This window comes from Kytococcus sedentarius DSM 20547 (genome assembly GCF_000023925.1).
Taxonomy (GTDB): domain Bacteria; phylum Actinomycetota; class Actinomycetes; order Actinomycetales; family Dermatophilaceae; genus Kytococcus; species Kytococcus sedentarius.
The window spans coordinates 2,328,805-2,344,513 of sequence record NC_013169.1 but is presented as its reverse complement, the minus strand read 5'-3'; the positions used below and the strand labels follow the sequence as shown (position 1 = coordinate 2,344,513).

Here is a 15,709-nt window from a genome sequence, read left to right as displayed (position 1 = left end):
GCCCTCCTTCGGATCTTGAGTGACCCTGCTCAGGTTAGTCGACTCATGCATTGGCCGTGGGCCTGCGTGCCAGCCCTGTCCTCTCAGCGTGGCCCTCCGCGCTTCATATTGTCGATACGGAGGCCGCCCGCGGTTTCGGCCCCCGCTCAAGCAAGTTGGTCCCGCACCTCGTGCAGCCGTCGGCCATCCGGGAGTCGCCACTCCCACCAGCCATTGCATCCGCGGCCGGATGCCGCTCTGCCGGCAGCGGACGGCGCTGTGTGGTCCTGCCCGTTGACATGCAGTTTCCCCTCCTCGGTGACCACCGCCGCCGGAAGGTCCGATCGACGGCGGAAGGTCAACCTCGTGCCCGGTTGCAGCAGACCTGCCGCCACGAGGTCCCTGACGCTCGCGCTGTTGTGCTCGCGCGTCACCTCCCCACCCACCGTGGGCTCATGCCCCTCCGGCGCAGGCCACGTGGCCAGCAGCTGGTCGAGCATGTGCTCGGTCCGGGCGTCGATCGCCGCCTCGTCCCACCACGCCGAGTGCTCCCTCCGCACCCGTCGCGTCATCAGGTTGTCGTCGTGCTCCTCGAGCGAGGCCCACTTGCCCCGCTCGCCCATCCACGTTCGGTTCGACACCGACGAGTTCAACTTCCCCGTGAGCAACGTCAAGTTCCCCAGCCGGTGCACGTGTGCGTCTCGGTCCAGTTCCTCCGCCAAATCCTCCACCGGCCAGTGGGGCTTCCAGTTCTGAGGCAGCAGGTGCTCGATGTGCATGCGCCGCCGCATCACCCGCGAGCCCGACCGCCCGGTGCCCGCGGCGAACCCGCGCTCGGCATCCTCCACCGCCTCCAGCAGGACCCGCAGACGGCCCCGCTTGAAGGCCCGGTACGCCGGAGCGGCAAGCAACTCGCGCCGCACCTCGGCATCGCCTGGCCAGTAGGTGCTCGATGCGGTGAGCCCCGCCAGGTGCCCCCTCACCACCTCGTCCGCCGTCTGTCCGCTCGCGGTCTCCAGCTCGTCGATGAGGCGCGCGGTCACGCGGCCGAGGTCCGCCGTGGTGACGCGCAGCATCATCCGCCTCATGACCCAACTCTCGAGGTCCACAATGGCGCGCTCGGCCACTCCCGGCTCCACGCCGTTGCGCGGGTCCAGCAGCCACAGCACCACCGGGATCGCCACCTGGGTGTCCACTTCCCCGAAGCGGTAGAACGCCAGGCCGGCCCGCGTCAGGTCGGGGCTGTCACCCTCGGCCTCCTCGACCAGGCCCCGGTAGATGCCTGCCACCTGCACGATGTGGAGCACCAGCTCCTCGATGTCCTGGCCGCTCTCGTGCTCCAGGTAGTGCTTGAACTCTTGGAAGAGCCGCCCCAACGGCACCTCCCGGCCGGTGCGGCTGATGAGCCACTGCTGCAGGAACAACGTGGAGCGCGCCAGCGTCATGCGGCCCGCGCTCACCCGATGGGTCCAGAAGACGCCCTCGAACCGCGACCACTGCTCACGCCAGACCCGCTCGGCATCGCCGCCGGCGGCGTCCACGCGGTGCATGATCAGGTTCTTGATGAGGTCCGCGGGTGTGAGGGGAGTGCCGCGGGCGTTGAGGGTCTCGAAGATGACCTGGGAGTCCTCGTCCACCCCCAAGGAGATGACCACCAGCTGCAGGCCCTGACGCAGGGCATCCACCAGGGCGACGGCGGCGTCCTCGTCGGCTCCGGCCAGGTGCTCCCGGGCCGCGGTGGTGAAGAACGCGTGGGCACGCACGATGCGGTCTTCTGCGCCGGGGAGGTCCCCGTGGGCCACCGGGGCGGGGGCGTTCATCACGGCGCGGAAGGGTTCCCCATCGGCGTTGCGGTGGCGGAACTTGAGGTCGTCCGCCGGGTCGGACACCTCATCCGGGTCGTTGTGCGTGAGCTTGGTCAGCTGCCGGACCAAGCGGTCGTGGCCCAGCTCCTCGAGCACCCCGGCCACTGCGTCGAAGGCGACCTGCAGGGTGGTGAGTCGCTGCTGGCCGTCGACGACCTCCCAGGTGGTGAGGTCGCCGGGGCGGGCGACGGTTCCCTGCAGCACGGCGGCACCCAGGAAGTGGGTGGCGTTCGCGCCCTCGGCCCGCAGGCCGGCGGTGCGCAGGATGTCCTGCCACAGCGGTTGCCACTGCTCCTCGGCGTCCCACACGTAGCGCCGCTGGTAGAGCGGCACCAGCAGCCTCTGGGCCTGTCGCAGCAGGTCGAGCGGTGTGCGGACGGCGGTTTCCATGGGGCCTCCGGGACGGTGTGGCGGGCGTCGCGGCATCGTGCCACGGGGCCGCCGTGCACCACGGTGTAATTTCTGAGGTGTACGGTGTAAATCATGGCCCTCAACATCAAGAACGAGCGCGTGCACCAGCTGGCACGGGAGGCGGCGGCGCTGCGCGGCACGTCCCAGACCAGTGCGCTCGAGGCTGCTTTGGAGGAGTACCTCGAGCGCCACGCGGCAGGGCGTCGGAGCGAGGACGAGCGGTGGGAGAGGGTGACGGCGCTGGTCGACCAGATCCGCATCGACCTGCAGGACGCGGGGAGTGGCTCCCTCAGTGAGGAACTGACGGACCTGTACGACGACGACGGGCTGCCCCGGTGATCGTCGACAGCTCGGCCATCGTCGCCGTCCTGGGTGGGGAGGAGGGCGCGGAGGGGTTGCTGCGCGCGATGGTGGAGACGCCGCGTGTGCGGATGTCCGCGGCCACGTACGTGGAGTGCGCCGTGGTGATCGACCGGCGCGCCTCGGCGGCCACGCGGCGCAGGTTCGACGAGCTGCTGCAGACGCTGGGGGTCGAGGTCGTCCCCCTCACGGTCGAGCACGCTCTCCTGGCGCGGGAGGCGTACCGGGACTTCGGCCGCAGCACCGGATCCCAGGCTCGGCTGAACCTGGGGGACTGCTACTCCTACGCCCTCGCAGCGCACGCGGGAGAGCCATTGCTGTTCGTGGGGGACGACTTCACGCACACCGATCTCGTCGCCGCTCCGTACTGACCACACGCTGGCCGGACACCCCCTCGGTGCCCCGCTCTTCGCCCAGCCGATGCGGGGTGACCCTCACACCGTCGCGGCCGGGTCGTCCTGCGCGTCCACGGGGCCGGTCAGCGCCAGGCCGATCACCATGACCGCGCACCTCAGCAGCCCGGAGATGATCAGCGGCACCCACCCGTCGAAGCTGCCGATCAATGGCTGCCGGCCCCTCTACTCCCACCGGGACGAGTGGAAGACGACACCCGCCACCATGCCCACCGTGGCGACCTTGCGCTGGCCGAGCGCGAGCCTGTCGGGATGCTGGACAACGGTTGTCCTGCGCTTGGGCGCACTGCCCCGCACAGGAAAAGAGTTATCCTGTCTCCGCCGGCCGGTGGGGCAGAGGAAAGGCGGTATCCATGACGAGCTGGGAAGAGGCGGACTGGGAGCCGTCGATGGCGAACCTCCCGCGCAGGGAGCGTCGCAGTGGGACCTACCGCCGTTTCCTTCCGGCTGAGCTGCTGGGTGCGCCCCTCGTGCTGGACCCGGAGGTCGATGCACTCCTGGCCCGTGCCGAGACCGCCGTGCGCAAAGTGGCTGGGTCCTCGCGTGACCTGGCGGGGATTGCCCGCTTCCTTCTCCGGTCCGAGGCCATCGCCTCGTCCAAGATCGAGGGCATCGCGCCAGCGACCGGCAAGGTGGCCCTGGCCGAACTCGGGCAGGGTGACGATGCCATCAAGGGCTACTCGGACCAGGCTCGACTTGTGGCCAACAACATGACCGTCGTGCGCCACGCGACGGGGCGCCTCATCGAGTCCGAGGTGGTGACCGTCGACGACATCGTGGACCTCCATCGCGCGCTGCTTCCCGATGAGGGTCGGCACCACGGCCTGCGAACGCAGCAGAACTGGATTGGCGGGTCCGACTTCCACCCGTTGGAGGCAGCGTTCGTCCCGCCGGCCCCGGAGCGCGTTCCGGACCTGATGGAGGACCTGGCACGGTACCTGTCGGGTGCCAGTCATGCCCCGCTGGTGCAGGCGGCGCTCGTCCACGCCCAGTTCGAGACGATCCATCCGTTCACCGACGGCAACGGACGGGTGGGCCGCGCCCTGATCCACACGGTCCTCGCACGCCGTGGCCTGACCGAGCAGGCGGTGCTCCCCATCAGCCTCGTGCTGGCCACCCGACGGGACGACTACATCCGGGGCCTGGGGGACTTCCGCGGCCTTGGTCTCGCGCGGGAGTCCGGCGCCACCGCGGGCCCTGCGCGGTGGGTGTCGACCTTCGCCGAGGCGGCCATCGCGGCGAGCGAGCAGGCGGCCCGCATCGCGGCCGAGCTGGGGGAGCTCCGCGAGCAGTGGGAGAGGCAACTGACCGAGTCGCGGCGTGCGGGAGGGGCGCAGCGGGCCCTCCGCCGCGACTCCGCATCAGCACGCATCCTGGCGGACCTTCCCGGCATCCCCGTCCTGACGCCGCGGACCGTGCGGGAGATGTACGGCATCTCGCCGGGCGCCGCCCGGACGGCTCTGGACGACCTCACGGCGGCCGGTATCCTCGTCGAACGCGCCGCGGGCCCGGGCGTACGCGTGCACATGGCTGATGACGTGCTCGACCTGGTCACGTGGGCCGAGCGTCGGCTGGCCAGCCCGGGCTTCGACACCATCACCTCCCCGCCGGACCGGGGTGGGCTGCCTGCGCGGCCCGTCTGAATCTCGCGTCACCGCCCGAGGTCCGAGGAGCTCGCGGTGCGCCCACGGGGCAGGTCAGGTCACTTCTCCTCGACGGCCTTCTTCTGCGCCTCCAGGATCTTCTTCGCGTCGTCCTGAGACAGCTGTTCCACCGAGGTCGAGATGACGTTCTCACCCACCGAGGTCGTCAGCAGGGTCAGGCGCTGCACCTCGTCCAGCACGCCGATCTTCATCTCCATGCCTCTGGCGTCGTCCTCGTCGATCTTCTCGAAGGACATCTTCATGTCGTACGGGCCGCCCGTGAGCTCGCCGCACTCGTCTGCCAGCTTGTGGATCGCCTTGACCGCGTCCTCGTAGTTGTCCTTCTTCTCGGAGATGCTCACCTCGGCGACGGAATCGTCCTTCTCGAACGTGGCGGTGGGCCCGTCCGCATCGTCATCGGTGTTGAAGGTCTCGGACTCGTCGATCTCCTTCCCGGCGTCCTTGCAGCCATCCGGGACGTCCTCGAACATGAAGACGATGTCCTCGAAGCTCTGGTCTTCGTCGTCCTCGGACTCAGAATCGTCGGACTGGGACTCGGACTCCTCGCCGCCGTTGTCGGACTTCGTGAAGCCGTCCAGGGGGAAGGACTCCTCGGTCAACAGGGCTGCCTCGGCGTCCTCGGTCGACAGGGCCTCGGGTCCGCCACCGCATCCGGCGAGCAGTGCTGCGGAGATGGCAAAGGTGGGCAGTAGGGCAAGGCGACGCATGATTGCTCCTGAGATCAGAATTTGCGGTCGTGTGGTCACCGCGTCCGTCATGAGTATCAGAATGGCGGTCCCTCCCTCTAGTCGGCAGGAGGAGAGGTGCGGGGAACCTCTCCGGTACGGAGGTGCGTCAGGTGACGTGCACCCGCCGCGCTGCGTCCCCAGCGGGCTGCACCAACCGGAGCAGCCCCTGGGCCGCCGCCAGCTCGGGCGGGGCGCCCTCCAGGTGGAAGCACTTCTGCAGCAGCTCCGCGTGCCCCGGCAGCTCGAAGGCCGGCGCGCACCGGTCGAGCGCCGCGAAGAGGGACACCATCCCCACGTCCCGTACAGAGAACGCAGCCCGCACCATCGCCGCGAAGTGGGCGAGGTCAACCACCGGCGCGAGGTCCTCCAGCGTCCGCGGCACCGTCGTGACGGCCAGGCCCTGGGAGGCGGTGTGCTCGGAGGGGGTGAGGGTCGCGCGGTGGAAGCGCACATCATCGTGCACCGTCTGCCGACGCCGCGGTGAGGTGAACTCGTGTCGATGGGGGATGACCTCGCCCAGCCCGTGCACGGCTGCGGCGGACAGGTGGGAGACGACCGTGTCGGGCGGGTCGCCGACCCACGGGTCGGGCCCGCTGGCCTCGAGCCACGCGGCGCGCAGCTCCTGCAGGGGCCCGTTCGGGGCGGAGGGCAGGGCGTAGACCCCGCGGCGCAGACGCGTGACGTGCCCGTGGTCGGTCAGGCGCTTGAGGTCCAGTGGGGCCACACCGAAGGCGCCGGCCCGGGAGGTGGTCACCAGGCCGTCGTTCTCCGTGCCGAGCTCGGCGAGGGTGGTCAGGGCATCGCTGGAGCGCACGGCCACCTCCCTGCTGACCAGATTTCACGCAGGGGTAATTTAGTCAGCACCCCAAGGCAACCTGCCTACGACGACCCCTCCAGCGCCCGCCCCATCTGCAGCTCCGGTCCCATCGCCTCGACCACCCGGGCGCCAGTCGGTCGGAAACCCAGACGGCTGTAGGCGGCCCGGGCGCGGGCGTTGTCCTCGTGCACCCACAGCGACAGGGTCCCCAGGCCCAGGCCGCGGGTCCAGTCCGCAGCGGCCTCGGTGAGCCGGCCGCGCAGCCCCCGACCGCGGTGGGCGGGGTCGACGTAGACGCCGATGAGCTGCCCACGATTGGCCGCGAGGCGCAGGTCGCGCACCTGCTCCCACTCATCGGCTCCGATGGGGCGCACGGTCACGTCGTCAGCTATGGGGGAGGCTGCCACACGGGGGCCATGCGTGGCGGTCCGCGAGCCGGCGACAGCCTCCCGTAGCGTGACCCACATCACCCGCCCCACCGCGTTGGGCGGGGCACAGCCGCACCCGGGGAGCCACCATGACGCGCGACACCACGCACGAGGCAGAAGCCGGCACCACCCGGACCACGCGGGAGGACCCGACGGCCCACCACCAGATGGTGGACTCGGACGGCGGTCGCCCGGAGTGGATCTCCTGGGTCGGTCTGGGCGCCGGGCTGCTGGCCGCCCTGGTGGTCTACCTCCTCATCCCCGCCGAGGTGGGCCACCACGCCCGCCTCACCGGGGCCGTCGCGGTGCTCATGGGCATTTGGTGGATGACCGAGGCCCTGCCCATCCCCGCCACGGCGCTGCTGCCCCTCATCGTGTTCCCGGCCCTGGCCGACCAGCCGTTCAACAGCATCGGCGGCAGCTACGGCAACTCCATCATCTTCCTGTTCATGGGCGGGTTCATGCTCGCCCTGGCCATGCAGCGCTGGAACCTGCACCGCCGCATCGCGCTGGTCACGGTGCGCGCCATGGGTACCAAGCCGGCCATGGTGATCGCCGGGTTCATGCTCGCCACCGGGTTCCTGTCCATGTGGGTGTCCAACACTGCCACCGCCGTCATGATGATGCCGATTGGCCTGTCCGTGCTCGGCCTGGTGGCCACCCAGATGACCGGCGACGAGGACGCCGAGGGCGGGGACATCATCCGCACCAACTTCGGCACTGCCCTGATGCTGGGCATCGCCTACGCCGCCTCCATCGGGTCGCTGGCCACGATCATCGGCACCCCGCCCAACACGCTCCTGGCCGGCTACATGGCCGATGCGCACGACGTCACCATCGGTTTCGGACAGTGGATGCTGGTGGGCCTACCGCTGGCCGTGGTGATGCTGGTGGTGTGCTGGGTCCTGCTCACCAAGGTGGTGTTCAAGCCCGAGGTCGAGGAGATCCCCGGCGGCCGGGAGATGCTCGACCGGGAGGTGGGGAAGCTCGGGCGCATGGGCTCGGGGGAGACCCGGGTGCTGATCATTTTCGTCGCCGCCGCCCTGGCTTGGGTGGCGCTGCCGCTGCTCATGGACGAGCCCCCGGTGAGCGACTCCGGCATCGCCATGATCGTCGCCCTGCTGCTGTTCCTGCTGCCGGGCGTCGGCCTCACCGGGGAGCGCCTGCTGGACTGGGACACCGCCCAGGAGCTGCCCTGGGGAGTGCTGCTGCTGTTCGGTGGCGGGCTGGCGCTCAGCAGCCAGTTCAGCGCCAGCGGGCTCACCGAGTGGATCGGTGAGAGCGTCTCCGGCCTGCAGGTGGCGGCGGTGGTGATGGTGGCGCTGGCCGCGGCCGGCACCATCTTCCTCACCGAGATCACCAGCAACACCGCCACCGCGGCGGCCTTCCTGCCGGTGGCCGGTGGCGTGGCCGTCGGGGTGGGCATGGACCCGCTGATGCTGGCCGCCCCTGTCGCGCTGGCGGCCACCTGTGCGTTCATGCTGCCGGTGGCCACCCCGCCCAACGCGATCGCCTACGGCTCGGGGTACGTCCGCATCGGCGACATGGTCAAGGGCGGGCTGTGGCTGAACCTCATCGGCATCGTGCTGGTGACGCTCGTCTCGATGACGCTGCTCGCTTGGGTGTTCGGGGTGAGCGCCTGAGTCCGTCGGCGGTGGCCCACCGGGCCTGCCCTCACCCCATGCGCGCCGTGGTCTTCGACGAGGTCGGTGTCCTGCCCCAGGTCCGCGAGGTGCCGGACCCCGCCTGTCCGCCCGGTGGCGTCGTCCTCGACGTCGCCGCCACCGGCGTCTGCCGCTCGGACTGGCACGTCTGGGTCGAACACGAGGAGGTCGTTCTGCCCCACGTTCCGGGCCACGAGCTGGCCGGGACCATCCGCGAGGTCGGCCCCGGCGTCACGCGCTGGTGCCCGATGAGGGCCAGCCCCGCCGGGATCACCGCCACCGCGGGCGGTGCGTCGGCCGCTCCGGCGCTCAGCCGAGCGCGGCGAGCAGATCCGCGCAGGCCTGCTCGCACCGGCGGCACGCCTCCGCGCACACCTTGCAGTGCTCGTGCATCCCGGCGTGCTGCTCGCAGTCCTCGGCGCAGGCCGAGCAGGCGGTGCGGCAGGCCTCCAGTTGTGCGCGCAGGACGGCGGTGTTCTCCCCGGTCTGGCGGGTGAGCACCGCGCCGGTGGCCGCGCAGATGTCGGCGCAGTCAAGGTCGGTGCGGATGCAGTCGCGTAGCTCGGCCACCATGTCCTCGGCCAAGCAGGCGTCGGCGCAGGCCGTGCAGGTCTGTGCGCACTCGAAGCACGCCTCGATGCAGGCGGCGAGCTTCGCCTGGTCGATGGTGCCCGTGCCCTGGGGGTGGGTCTTCAGCATCGCGTCCACGTGGTGGGTCATGACGTCCTCCCGATGGGGTGACTCGGGCTCGCCCGGACGGCTCGCCCTGCGTCCTTCGACTGTAGGGCCTCGCGACCGGCGGTGCAGGTTGGCGATCTGACGGCGACCAGGTCACGACTGGGCAACGCCCCGCGTGGCCCGGGGACGCCGCCCGGGCACCGGGAGTGGACTCGCACCATGAGCACGCCACTCGCCCAGCAGGCTGACCACGCCGACCCGCACCCCGACACCTCGCCCACCCCGACCACGGCGCAGCTGGCCCGCTCCGTCATCGCCAGCCTCATCGGCATCGTGGCCTTCTTCGTGCCGTTCACGGTGGCGGGCACCAGCTCCATCCCGCTGGACCACATCGTCACCTGGATCCGCGAGACCATCCCGGCGGCGGTCCCGTGGATCGTCCTGGCGCTGGTGATCGGCGGCGCCATCGTCCCGTTCGCCACCGGCCAGTGGCGCCGCTCGGTCACCGACACGGTCTTCAGCATCGCCAAGGTCATCGGCGCCGTGGTGGGCTGCCTCATCGTGTTCGAGGCGATGCCCGGCTGGCTCGCGGCGCCCAGCATGGGCCCCTTCCTGTGGGAGAAGCTCGTCATCCCCGTCGGCCTGCTGGTGCCCGTGGGCGCGATCTTCCTGGCGCTGCTGGTGGGCTACGGGCTGCTGGAGTTCATCGGCGTGATCATGCAACCGGTCATGCGGCCGCTGTTCCGCACGCCGGGGCGCTCCGCCATCGATGCCGTCGCGTCGTTCGTGGGCAGCTACTCCCTGGGCCTGCTCATCACCAACCGGGTCTACAAGGAGGGGCGGTACTCCGCGCAGGAGGCCGCCATCATCGCCACCGGGTTCTCCACGGTCTCGGCCACGTTCATGATCGTGGTCGCCAAGACGCTGGGGCTGATGGGGCACTGGAACACCTACTTCTGGGTCACCCTGGCGATCACCTTCGCCGTCACCGCGGTGACCGTGCGCATCTGGCCGCTCAACCGCATCAGCTCCCAGGGGTACCAGGGGCGCGAGGTCGATGCGGAGGAGCGCCCCACCGGCTCGCGCCTGGCCGCCGCGTGGCGGGCGGCGAAGGAGCAGGCGGCCACGGCGCCGCCGCTGGCACGGAACATCGCCGAGAACCTGCGCGATGGGGTGCTGATGGCGATGGCGATCCTGCCGTCCATCCTGTCGGTGGGGCTGCTGGGGCTGGTGCTGGCCGAGTACACGCCCGTGTTCGACTGGCTGGGCTACCTCTTCTACCCGATCACCGCGCTGCTGGGCGTGCCCGAGGCCATGCTGGCAGCCAAGGCCAGTGCGTTGGGGATTGCCGAGATGTTCCTGCCGGCGCTGCTGGTGGCCGAGGCGTCGATGGTGACGAAGTTCGTGATCGCGGTGGTGTGCGTCAGCCAGATCATCTTCTTCTCGGCGCTGGTGCCGTGCGTGGTGGCCACGGAGATCCCGCTGCGGATGCGGGACCTGGTGGTGGTCTGGTTCGAGCGGGTGGTGCTGACGCTGCTGCTGGCGATCCCCGTGGCGCACGTGTTGTTCTGAGGTGACGGTGGTGCCTCCACGCCGCCTTGGCCCCGCGCCCAGTCGATGAAAAGTGTGAACAGCCCCCACTGGCCGGCCGACAGCTCAGCCAGCTCGCGCAGGGAGTGATGGGCTGCGCCTACCCCTCCAGTACCCGCTCCATCTCCAGCTCCGGCCCCATCGCCTCGTCGGCCGTAACGCCGGTGGGCCGGAATCCCAGGCGCGCGTAGGCAGCTCGGGCACGGGCGTTGTCCTCGTGCACCCACAGCGACAGCGCCCCCAACCCCCGCTCGCGTGCCCACTGCTCCGCCGCCTGAGTGAACCGACCGAGCAGCCCCCGCCCGCGGTACGCCGGGTCGACGTACACGCCCAGCAGCTGGCCGCGGTCGGACGGGATGGTGCCGCCCCCGAACTCCGGCTCGCCCGCCCGCTGGACGACGCACACCAGCGAGGCGACCCACACCCCATCGGAGGTGGTGGCGACGAACTGCCGCCCGGTCGCGGCGGGGTCGTCACCCGACCACGCGATGGCGTTCTCACGCCACTGCTCGTCGGTGCGCGCGGCGGCCTCCGCGTAGCGCGTGTAGAAGGCGATCTCCGCGTCCGGGTCCTGCAGCGCGGCCAGTCGGAGGTCGCGCACCCGGCGCCATTCCTCGGCACGGATGGGGCGCACAGTCAGGTCATCAGCCATGCAGGGAGACTGCCACAGGGCGGGGGCGAGGTGCGGGTCGGTGCGACGCAGGCTCCGCTCCCGCATCGGACCTGACACACCACGGCGTGACCTGACCCACCGGACACGGTGGGCCAGGTGCCGCTTTGCTGTGTCAGCTCGCTGAAATCGACGTCCGCGCACCGCCGCGCACCCCATCGCCTACTCTCGCCCCATGCGCGCCGTGGTGATCGACGAGGTCGGGGTCCTGCCAACCGTCCGGGAGGTGCCCGAGCCGCCCTGCCCGCCCGGTGGCGTCGTGCTCGACGTCGCGGCCACCGGCGTGTGCCGCTCCGACTGGCACGCCTGGATGGGCCACGACGAGGTCGCCCTGCCGCACGTCCCCGGCCACGAGCTCGCCGGCACCATCCGCCAGGTCGGCGAGGGCGTGACCCGCTGGCGCGTGGGCGACCGCGTGACCACCCCCTTCGTGTGCGGATGCGGCGCCTGCCCCACCTGCGCGGCCGGCGACAGCCAGGTCTGCCCGCAGCAGACGCAGCCCGGCTTCACCGGCTGGGGGTCCTGGGCCGAGCAGGTGGCCCTCCACGCCGCCGACCACAACCTCGTCGCCCTGCCCGACTCCCTCGGTGACGTGCACGCCGCCGCCCTGGGCTGCCGCTTCGCGACCTCCTACCGGGCGTTGGTGACCCACGGGGGCGTCGGGCCCGGGCAGTGGGTCGCCGTGCACGGGGCCGGTGGAGCGGGGTTGTCGGCCGTCCTCATCGCCCGTGCGCTGAGGGCCCGCGTGGTGGCCGTCGACATGGCGCCCGCGGCCCTGGAGCGCGCCCGTGCCCTGGGCGCCGAGGACACGCTGGACGCCCGCGGCCTGTCACCCGAGCAGGTCGGCGAGGCCGTGCACGACCTGACCGATGGGGGAGCGCACGTCTCGCTCGACGCCTTCGGTTCGCCGGCCGCCGCCCTGGCCTCGGTGCTCGGCCTGCGGCGGCGCGGACGCCACGTGCAGGTGGGGCTGCTGCTCGGCGAGGCCGCCCGGACCGCGCTGCCGATGGACCGCGTGGTCGCTTGGGAGCTGGCCATCCACGGCACGCACGGCCTGGCAGCGCGCGACTACCCCGCGATGCTGGAGCTCGTCACTGGCTCCGGCGGGCGTCCCGGCATCGCGCTGGAGGGGTTGGTCGGGCGTGAGGTGGGCCTCGAGGACGCCCCGGCGGCGCTCGCAGAGCTGGGGGCGGCGCCGGGTGGTGGGATCACCGTCATCCGCCCCTGAGGTGGTGGCGCGGTGGGCCGTGACGGGGCTGCGCCACGCAGTCGGCTGGTCCCGGGCCGCTCAGTCGTCGTAGATGGCGGCTCGTGCGTCGTACTTTGCGCCGGGGAGGCGGTTTCCCTGCAATCTGCGACGCCTCCCGTGCAATGTGCGACGACTCAGGCGCGGTGGGCCGGGGCGGTGCTGGGCCGCTCAGTCATCGTAGATGGCGGGCCGGTGAGGGTGTGCCCCACATCGGTCCCGGTGCCCAGTGGACCTGCCCGCCCGGCCCGGCCCGCCTCAGCCGGCCAGGAAGGACAACCGCACCTTCCGGTCGTGGTTGTCCACGTTGAGGTCCACCAGGCACACGGACTGCCACGTGCCCAGCGCCATCCGCCCATCCACCACGGGCACGGTGGCGTGCGGCGGCACGATCGCCGGCATCACGTGCGACCGGCCGTGCCCCGGCGTGCCGTGGGCGTGCTGCCAGCGGTTGTCGGCCGGCAGCAGGTCGCCCAGCGCGCGGAGCAGGTCGTCGTCGCTGCCGGCGCCGGTCTCGATGATGGCGATGCCCGCCGTCGCGTGGGGCACGAAGAGCTGCAGCAGCCCGTCACCCTGCCCGGCCACGAACGCCTCGCAGTCGCGGGTGATGTCCAGCACGACGTCCTGGCTGCCGGTGCGGTACTCACGCGTGGTCGTGTCCATGGCCTCGATGCTGTCACGCACCCGTGCGGCCGTCGCGCCCGTCGGCCCGGCACCCGGGGCCACCCCGCCCCGGCCGCTGTCATCTCGCTGTCGCTGACTACTCTTCACCCATGGCCGGACAGCAGGGCGTCACCCGGGTGGAGACCGACTCCGAGGCCGCTGCCCTGCGCCGCCGCCTCCTGGACCCGCAGCGCCGCCACCCACTGGTGGTGCTCACCGAGGACGCCAAGGGCCAGGCCGGCGTGCTGGACCCCGAGGAGATCCACGCCGCCCTGCGCGGTCGCGCGGACGTCTGCGTGGTCGCGGCCCAACCGGCCTGGGAGCTCAACGCCGGACTGCCCGGCCACGCCCAGGTCTTCGGCGGCGCCGGGCGCGTCTTCCCCGCCCTCCAGGACGGCAAACTGCTGCCCCCACTGGCCCACAAGCCCGAGTCCGCCTCCGAGGTCGACCGGGTCACCCAGCGCCTCATCACCGAGGCCAAGCACCAGGTGGCCGGGCGCCGCATGACCGGCCAGCAGCCCGCCCCGGCCACCACGCGAACCGCAGCCGGCCACGGGAGCCTGGCCGGCACGGCGGCGGCCGCGGGCGGGGGGCACACCGCATCGCCCCAGGACCCCGACGCCCTCGCCGAGCACCTGCTCGACCCCGCCCGCGCCCGCCCCGTCGTCGTGGTGACGGCGCCGCTCGATGCGGACGCTCCCCTCATCGACGTCGCTCGCCTGCGGGAGGAGGCCGGACCCGACGCCGACGTGGAGGTGCTCACCACGCGCGCGGCTACCTGGCGCCTCACCGAGCGGCTGCAGGGCGAGGGGGTCTACGGCGGCGCCGGGCGCGTCTACCCGCCGGGCACCGACTGGCTCGATGACGGGCGCCTCGCCCCGCTGCGCCTCGGCCAGGACGAGCGGCAGGCGCAGAGGTCCACCGAGGCGCTCTCGCGGGACCTGGTCAACGCCCTGGTGCGCACCGGCGGGACGTCCACCACCCCGGAGGGCGCTCGCGAGGTGACCGGCACGGTGCGCGGCGTGGTCGGCGGGCGGGGGCTGGTGGAGCTCGACGGCGGCGGGTCGGCCGTGTTGTGGCCCGAGCTGGTCGCCCCCGGGGTTCCGGCGGAGCGGATCGTGGCCCCCGGGCAGCGCGTCACCGGCTGGTTCGACGCCACCCGGGGGCGCGTGGACGTCACGCCCGATGCGGGGGAGCACGCCGCGTGGTGGCGCGCCCGGGTGCCCGGTGAGGTGGTGCTGGCCCGGGTGGCGGAGGTGTCCGACGCGACGATGGAGCTGGAACCGGCCCCGGGCGTGACGGTGGCGGTGGGCCTGGCGCAGGTGACCGGCAACGAGCTGGACCGGCTGCGCGACCTGGTGAGCCCCGGGGAGGTGCTGGCCGCGCGGGTCGTGGCGGACGCGAGTGGGGACGGCGCGGGCGCGGCTGCCGCGGGCGAGGACGGCACGTCCAGCGCCCTCGGGCTGAGCCTGCTCGACGTGGACGACGACGAGGCCGTGGTCCCCGCCCCGGCACTGCTGCCCGGGGGTCCGCCGTGGCTGGACCAGCAGGACTGGGGCGCGCACGTCGACCTGCCGGGCGAGGGTGGCCCGGGCGTTGGGGAGCCGGGCGCGGACGGTGGGGGCACGGCATCGGAGGGCACGTCCGGCGCGCCGGGTCCTGGGGTGACCACGGCAGCGGGCAGCCTGCCGAGCGACCCGCCGACCGGCCCCCTGGTCACGCCGGGCAGCACCCCGCGCGAGCGGGCACTGGCCGAGCGGGTGCTTGACCTGCAGGAGCGGGTGAAGCTGCACTCGATGGAGGCGGAGCGGGCCCGGAGGCAGGTGGAGGTCGAGGCGCGGGAGCGGCAGCGCACCGAGCAGCAGGTGGAGCGCCTGCGCCGCGAGAACCGTGAGGCCCGCACCCGCGCCCAACGCGAACGGCAGGCCGGGCGGACCGGGGTGGTGGAGCAGGTGCACGGATTCGCAGACCCCGCGCGGCAGCTGCGGTGGGAGCTCGAGCGCACCTGGGTGGAGACCACCCGGCCCGAGGACAAGGCGACCTGGCCGCTGCCGGCGAGCTACCGCATCGGGCCGGCCATGGCGGACTCACTGCGCACGGTGCAGGGCGTCTCGCGCGACCGGGTGCTGCGCGTGGCCGTGGCGGTGCTCACCGGGCGCGGGGTGGACGAGGACCACGTGCTGCGGCGCGGCGATGCGGGCAACGCCCCGGCCGTCACGCGCGAGGACGGCGCGGTCTGCCGGCGTGCGCCCCTGCAGCAGAAGACGCCCTCGGCCCGGCGGTTGAGCTACTGGCGGCTGCCGGACGGCACCATCGAGCTCTCCCGGGTGGCGCTGCACGACGACCTGGAGCCCTGAGGCGGGGCTCACCCCATCAGCCCCGCAGCCACCGCTTCTCGATGCGGGCGACCGTCACCGCGCCCACCGCACGGAAGGGGTGCACGGGGTCGGGGTCGGACGAGCCGGTGGGCCCGCCGAGCGGCCTCGATGGCGACGAAGGACGACTCGCCGCGGCTCATCACGGCATGCAGGTC

Annotated in this window: 15 protein-coding genes and 1 pseudogene; 8 read left to right on the top strand and 8 right to left on the bottom strand. The window is 72.2% G+C overall.

Annotation, left to right across the window (positions count from 1 at the left end; all coding sequences use genetic code 11):
* Positions 1-146: 146 nt before the first annotated feature.
* Positions 147-2,234 (bottom strand): GmrSD restriction endonuclease domain-containing protein, encoded by a 2,088-nt coding sequence (locus tag KSED_RS11090; protein ID WP_015780175.1) that lies wholly within the window; start codon positions 2,232-2,234, stop codon positions 147-149.
* Positions 2,235-2,327: 93 nt separating this feature from the next.
* Here KSED_RS11090 and KSED_RS11085 point away from each other — a divergent pair, with 93 nt between their 5' ends.
* The gene (locus KSED_RS11085) at positions 2,328-2,594 is read left to right on the top strand and encodes a type II toxin-antitoxin system VapB family antitoxin (protein ID WP_015780174.1); all 267 of its coding nucleotides are present in this window, start codon (positions 2,328-2,330) and stop codon (positions 2,592-2,594) included.
* Positions 2,591-2,986 (top strand): type II toxin-antitoxin system VapC family toxin, encoded by a 396-nt coding sequence (locus tag KSED_RS11080; RefSeq protein ID WP_015780173.1) that lies wholly within the window; start codon positions 2,591-2,593, stop codon positions 2,984-2,986. The genes KSED_RS11085 and KSED_RS11080 overlap by 4 nt, the downstream gene beginning before the upstream one ends.
* A gap of 63 nt (positions 2,987-3,049) precedes the next feature.
* Here the strand turns inward: KSED_RS11080 and KSED_RS15565 are convergent, their stop codons facing one another.
* The gene (locus tag KSED_RS15565) at positions 3,050-3,178 is read right to left on the bottom strand and encodes a hypothetical protein (RefSeq protein ID WP_015780172.1); all 129 of its coding nucleotides are present in this window, start codon (positions 3,176-3,178) and stop codon (positions 3,050-3,052) included.
* Between the two features lie 203 nt (positions 3,179-3,381).
* Between KSED_RS15565 and KSED_RS11075 the strand changes: the two genes are divergently transcribed.
* Positions 3,382-4,671, top strand: coding sequence for a Fic family protein (locus KSED_RS11075; protein WP_015780170.1), 1,290 nt, complete (start codon positions 3,382-3,384; stop codon positions 4,669-4,671).
* Between the two features lie 59 nt (positions 4,672-4,730).
* On the opposite strand, the gene KSED_RS11070 is transcribed toward KSED_RS11075, so the two are convergent.
* The 3 genes from KSED_RS11070 to KSED_RS11060 all read right to left on the bottom strand — a co-directional run bounded on the left by KSED_RS11070 (position 4,731) and on the right by KSED_RS11060 (position 6,611).
* Complete coding sequence (locus KSED_RS11070; protein WP_015780169.1) at positions 4,731-5,399, bottom strand: hypothetical protein; 669 nt, start codon at positions 5,397-5,399, stop codon at positions 4,731-4,733.
* A gap of 127 nt (positions 5,400-5,526) precedes the next feature.
* A complete protein-coding gene (locus tag KSED_RS13845; RefSeq protein WP_049758559.1) occupies positions 5,527-6,234 on the bottom strand; it encodes a type IV toxin-antitoxin system AbiEi family antitoxin domain-containing protein in 708 nt (235 codons plus the stop codon).
* 65 nt (positions 6,235-6,299) lie between these two features.
* Positions 6,300-6,611 carry a GNAT family N-acetyltransferase gene (locus KSED_RS11060; protein WP_237699528.1) on the bottom strand — a complete coding sequence of 104 codons (312 nt, stop codon included), beginning with the start codon at positions 6,609-6,611 and terminating at the stop codon, positions 6,300-6,302.
* Positions 6,612-6,754: 143 nt separating this feature from the next.
* Here KSED_RS11060 and KSED_RS11055 point away from each other — a divergent pair, with 143 nt between their 5' ends.
* Together KSED_RS11055 and KSED_RS14290 are read left to right on the top strand one after the other, a co-directional pair.
* Entirely contained in the window at positions 6,755-8,308 is a 1,554-nt protein-coding gene (locus tag KSED_RS11055) for an SLC13 family permease (RefSeq protein WP_015780166.1), read from the top strand.
* A gap of 38 nt (positions 8,309-8,346) precedes the next feature.
* Positions 8,347-8,571, top strand: a pseudogene (locus KSED_RS14290) (alcohol dehydrogenase catalytic domain-containing protein); the annotation flags it as partial.
* A gap of 67 nt (positions 8,572-8,638) precedes the next feature.
* On the opposite strand, the gene KSED_RS11050 reads toward KSED_RS14290, so the two are convergent.
* The gene (locus KSED_RS11050) at positions 8,639-9,049 is read right to left on the bottom strand and encodes a four-helix bundle copper-binding protein (RefSeq protein ID WP_015780165.1); all 411 of its coding nucleotides are present in this window, start codon (positions 9,047-9,049) and stop codon (positions 8,639-8,641) included.
* Positions 9,050-9,226: 177 nt separating this feature from the next.
* Between KSED_RS11050 and KSED_RS11045 the strand changes: the two genes are divergently transcribed.
* Positions 9,227-10,579, top strand: a complete 1,353-nt coding sequence (locus KSED_RS11045) for a YjiH family protein (RefSeq protein WP_015780164.1) — start codon at positions 9,227-9,229, stop codon at positions 10,577-10,579.
* Positions 10,580-10,697: 118 nt separating this feature from the next.
* On the opposite strand, the gene KSED_RS11040 is transcribed toward KSED_RS11045, so the two are convergent.
* A complete protein-coding gene (locus tag KSED_RS11040) occupies positions 10,698-11,249 on the bottom strand; it encodes a GNAT family N-acetyltransferase (protein WP_015780163.1) in 552 nt (183 codons plus the stop codon).
* Positions 11,250-11,442: 193 nt separating this feature from the next.
* On the opposite strand from KSED_RS11040, the gene KSED_RS11035 reads away from it, so the two are divergent.
* Positions 11,443-12,495 carry a zinc-dependent alcohol dehydrogenase family protein gene (locus KSED_RS11035; RefSeq protein ID WP_015780162.1) on the top strand — a complete coding sequence of 351 codons (1,053 nt, stop codon included), beginning with the start codon at positions 11,443-11,445 and terminating at the stop codon, positions 12,493-12,495.
* Between the two features lie 276 nt (positions 12,496-12,771).
* On the opposite strand, the gene KSED_RS11030 is transcribed toward KSED_RS11035, so the two are convergent.
* Positions 12,772-13,176 (bottom strand): secondary thiamine-phosphate synthase enzyme YjbQ, encoded by a 405-nt coding sequence (locus KSED_RS11030; protein WP_041291624.1) that lies wholly within the window; start codon positions 13,174-13,176, stop codon positions 12,772-12,774.
* 110 nt (positions 13,177-13,286) lie between these two features.
* Between KSED_RS11030 and KSED_RS11025 the strand changes: the two genes are divergently transcribed.
* Positions 13,287-15,533, top strand: coding sequence for a DUF4200 domain-containing protein (locus KSED_RS11025; RefSeq protein ID WP_015780160.1), 2,247 nt, complete (start codon positions 13,287-13,289; stop codon positions 15,531-15,533).
* Positions 15,534-15,709 lie beyond the last annotated feature (176 nt).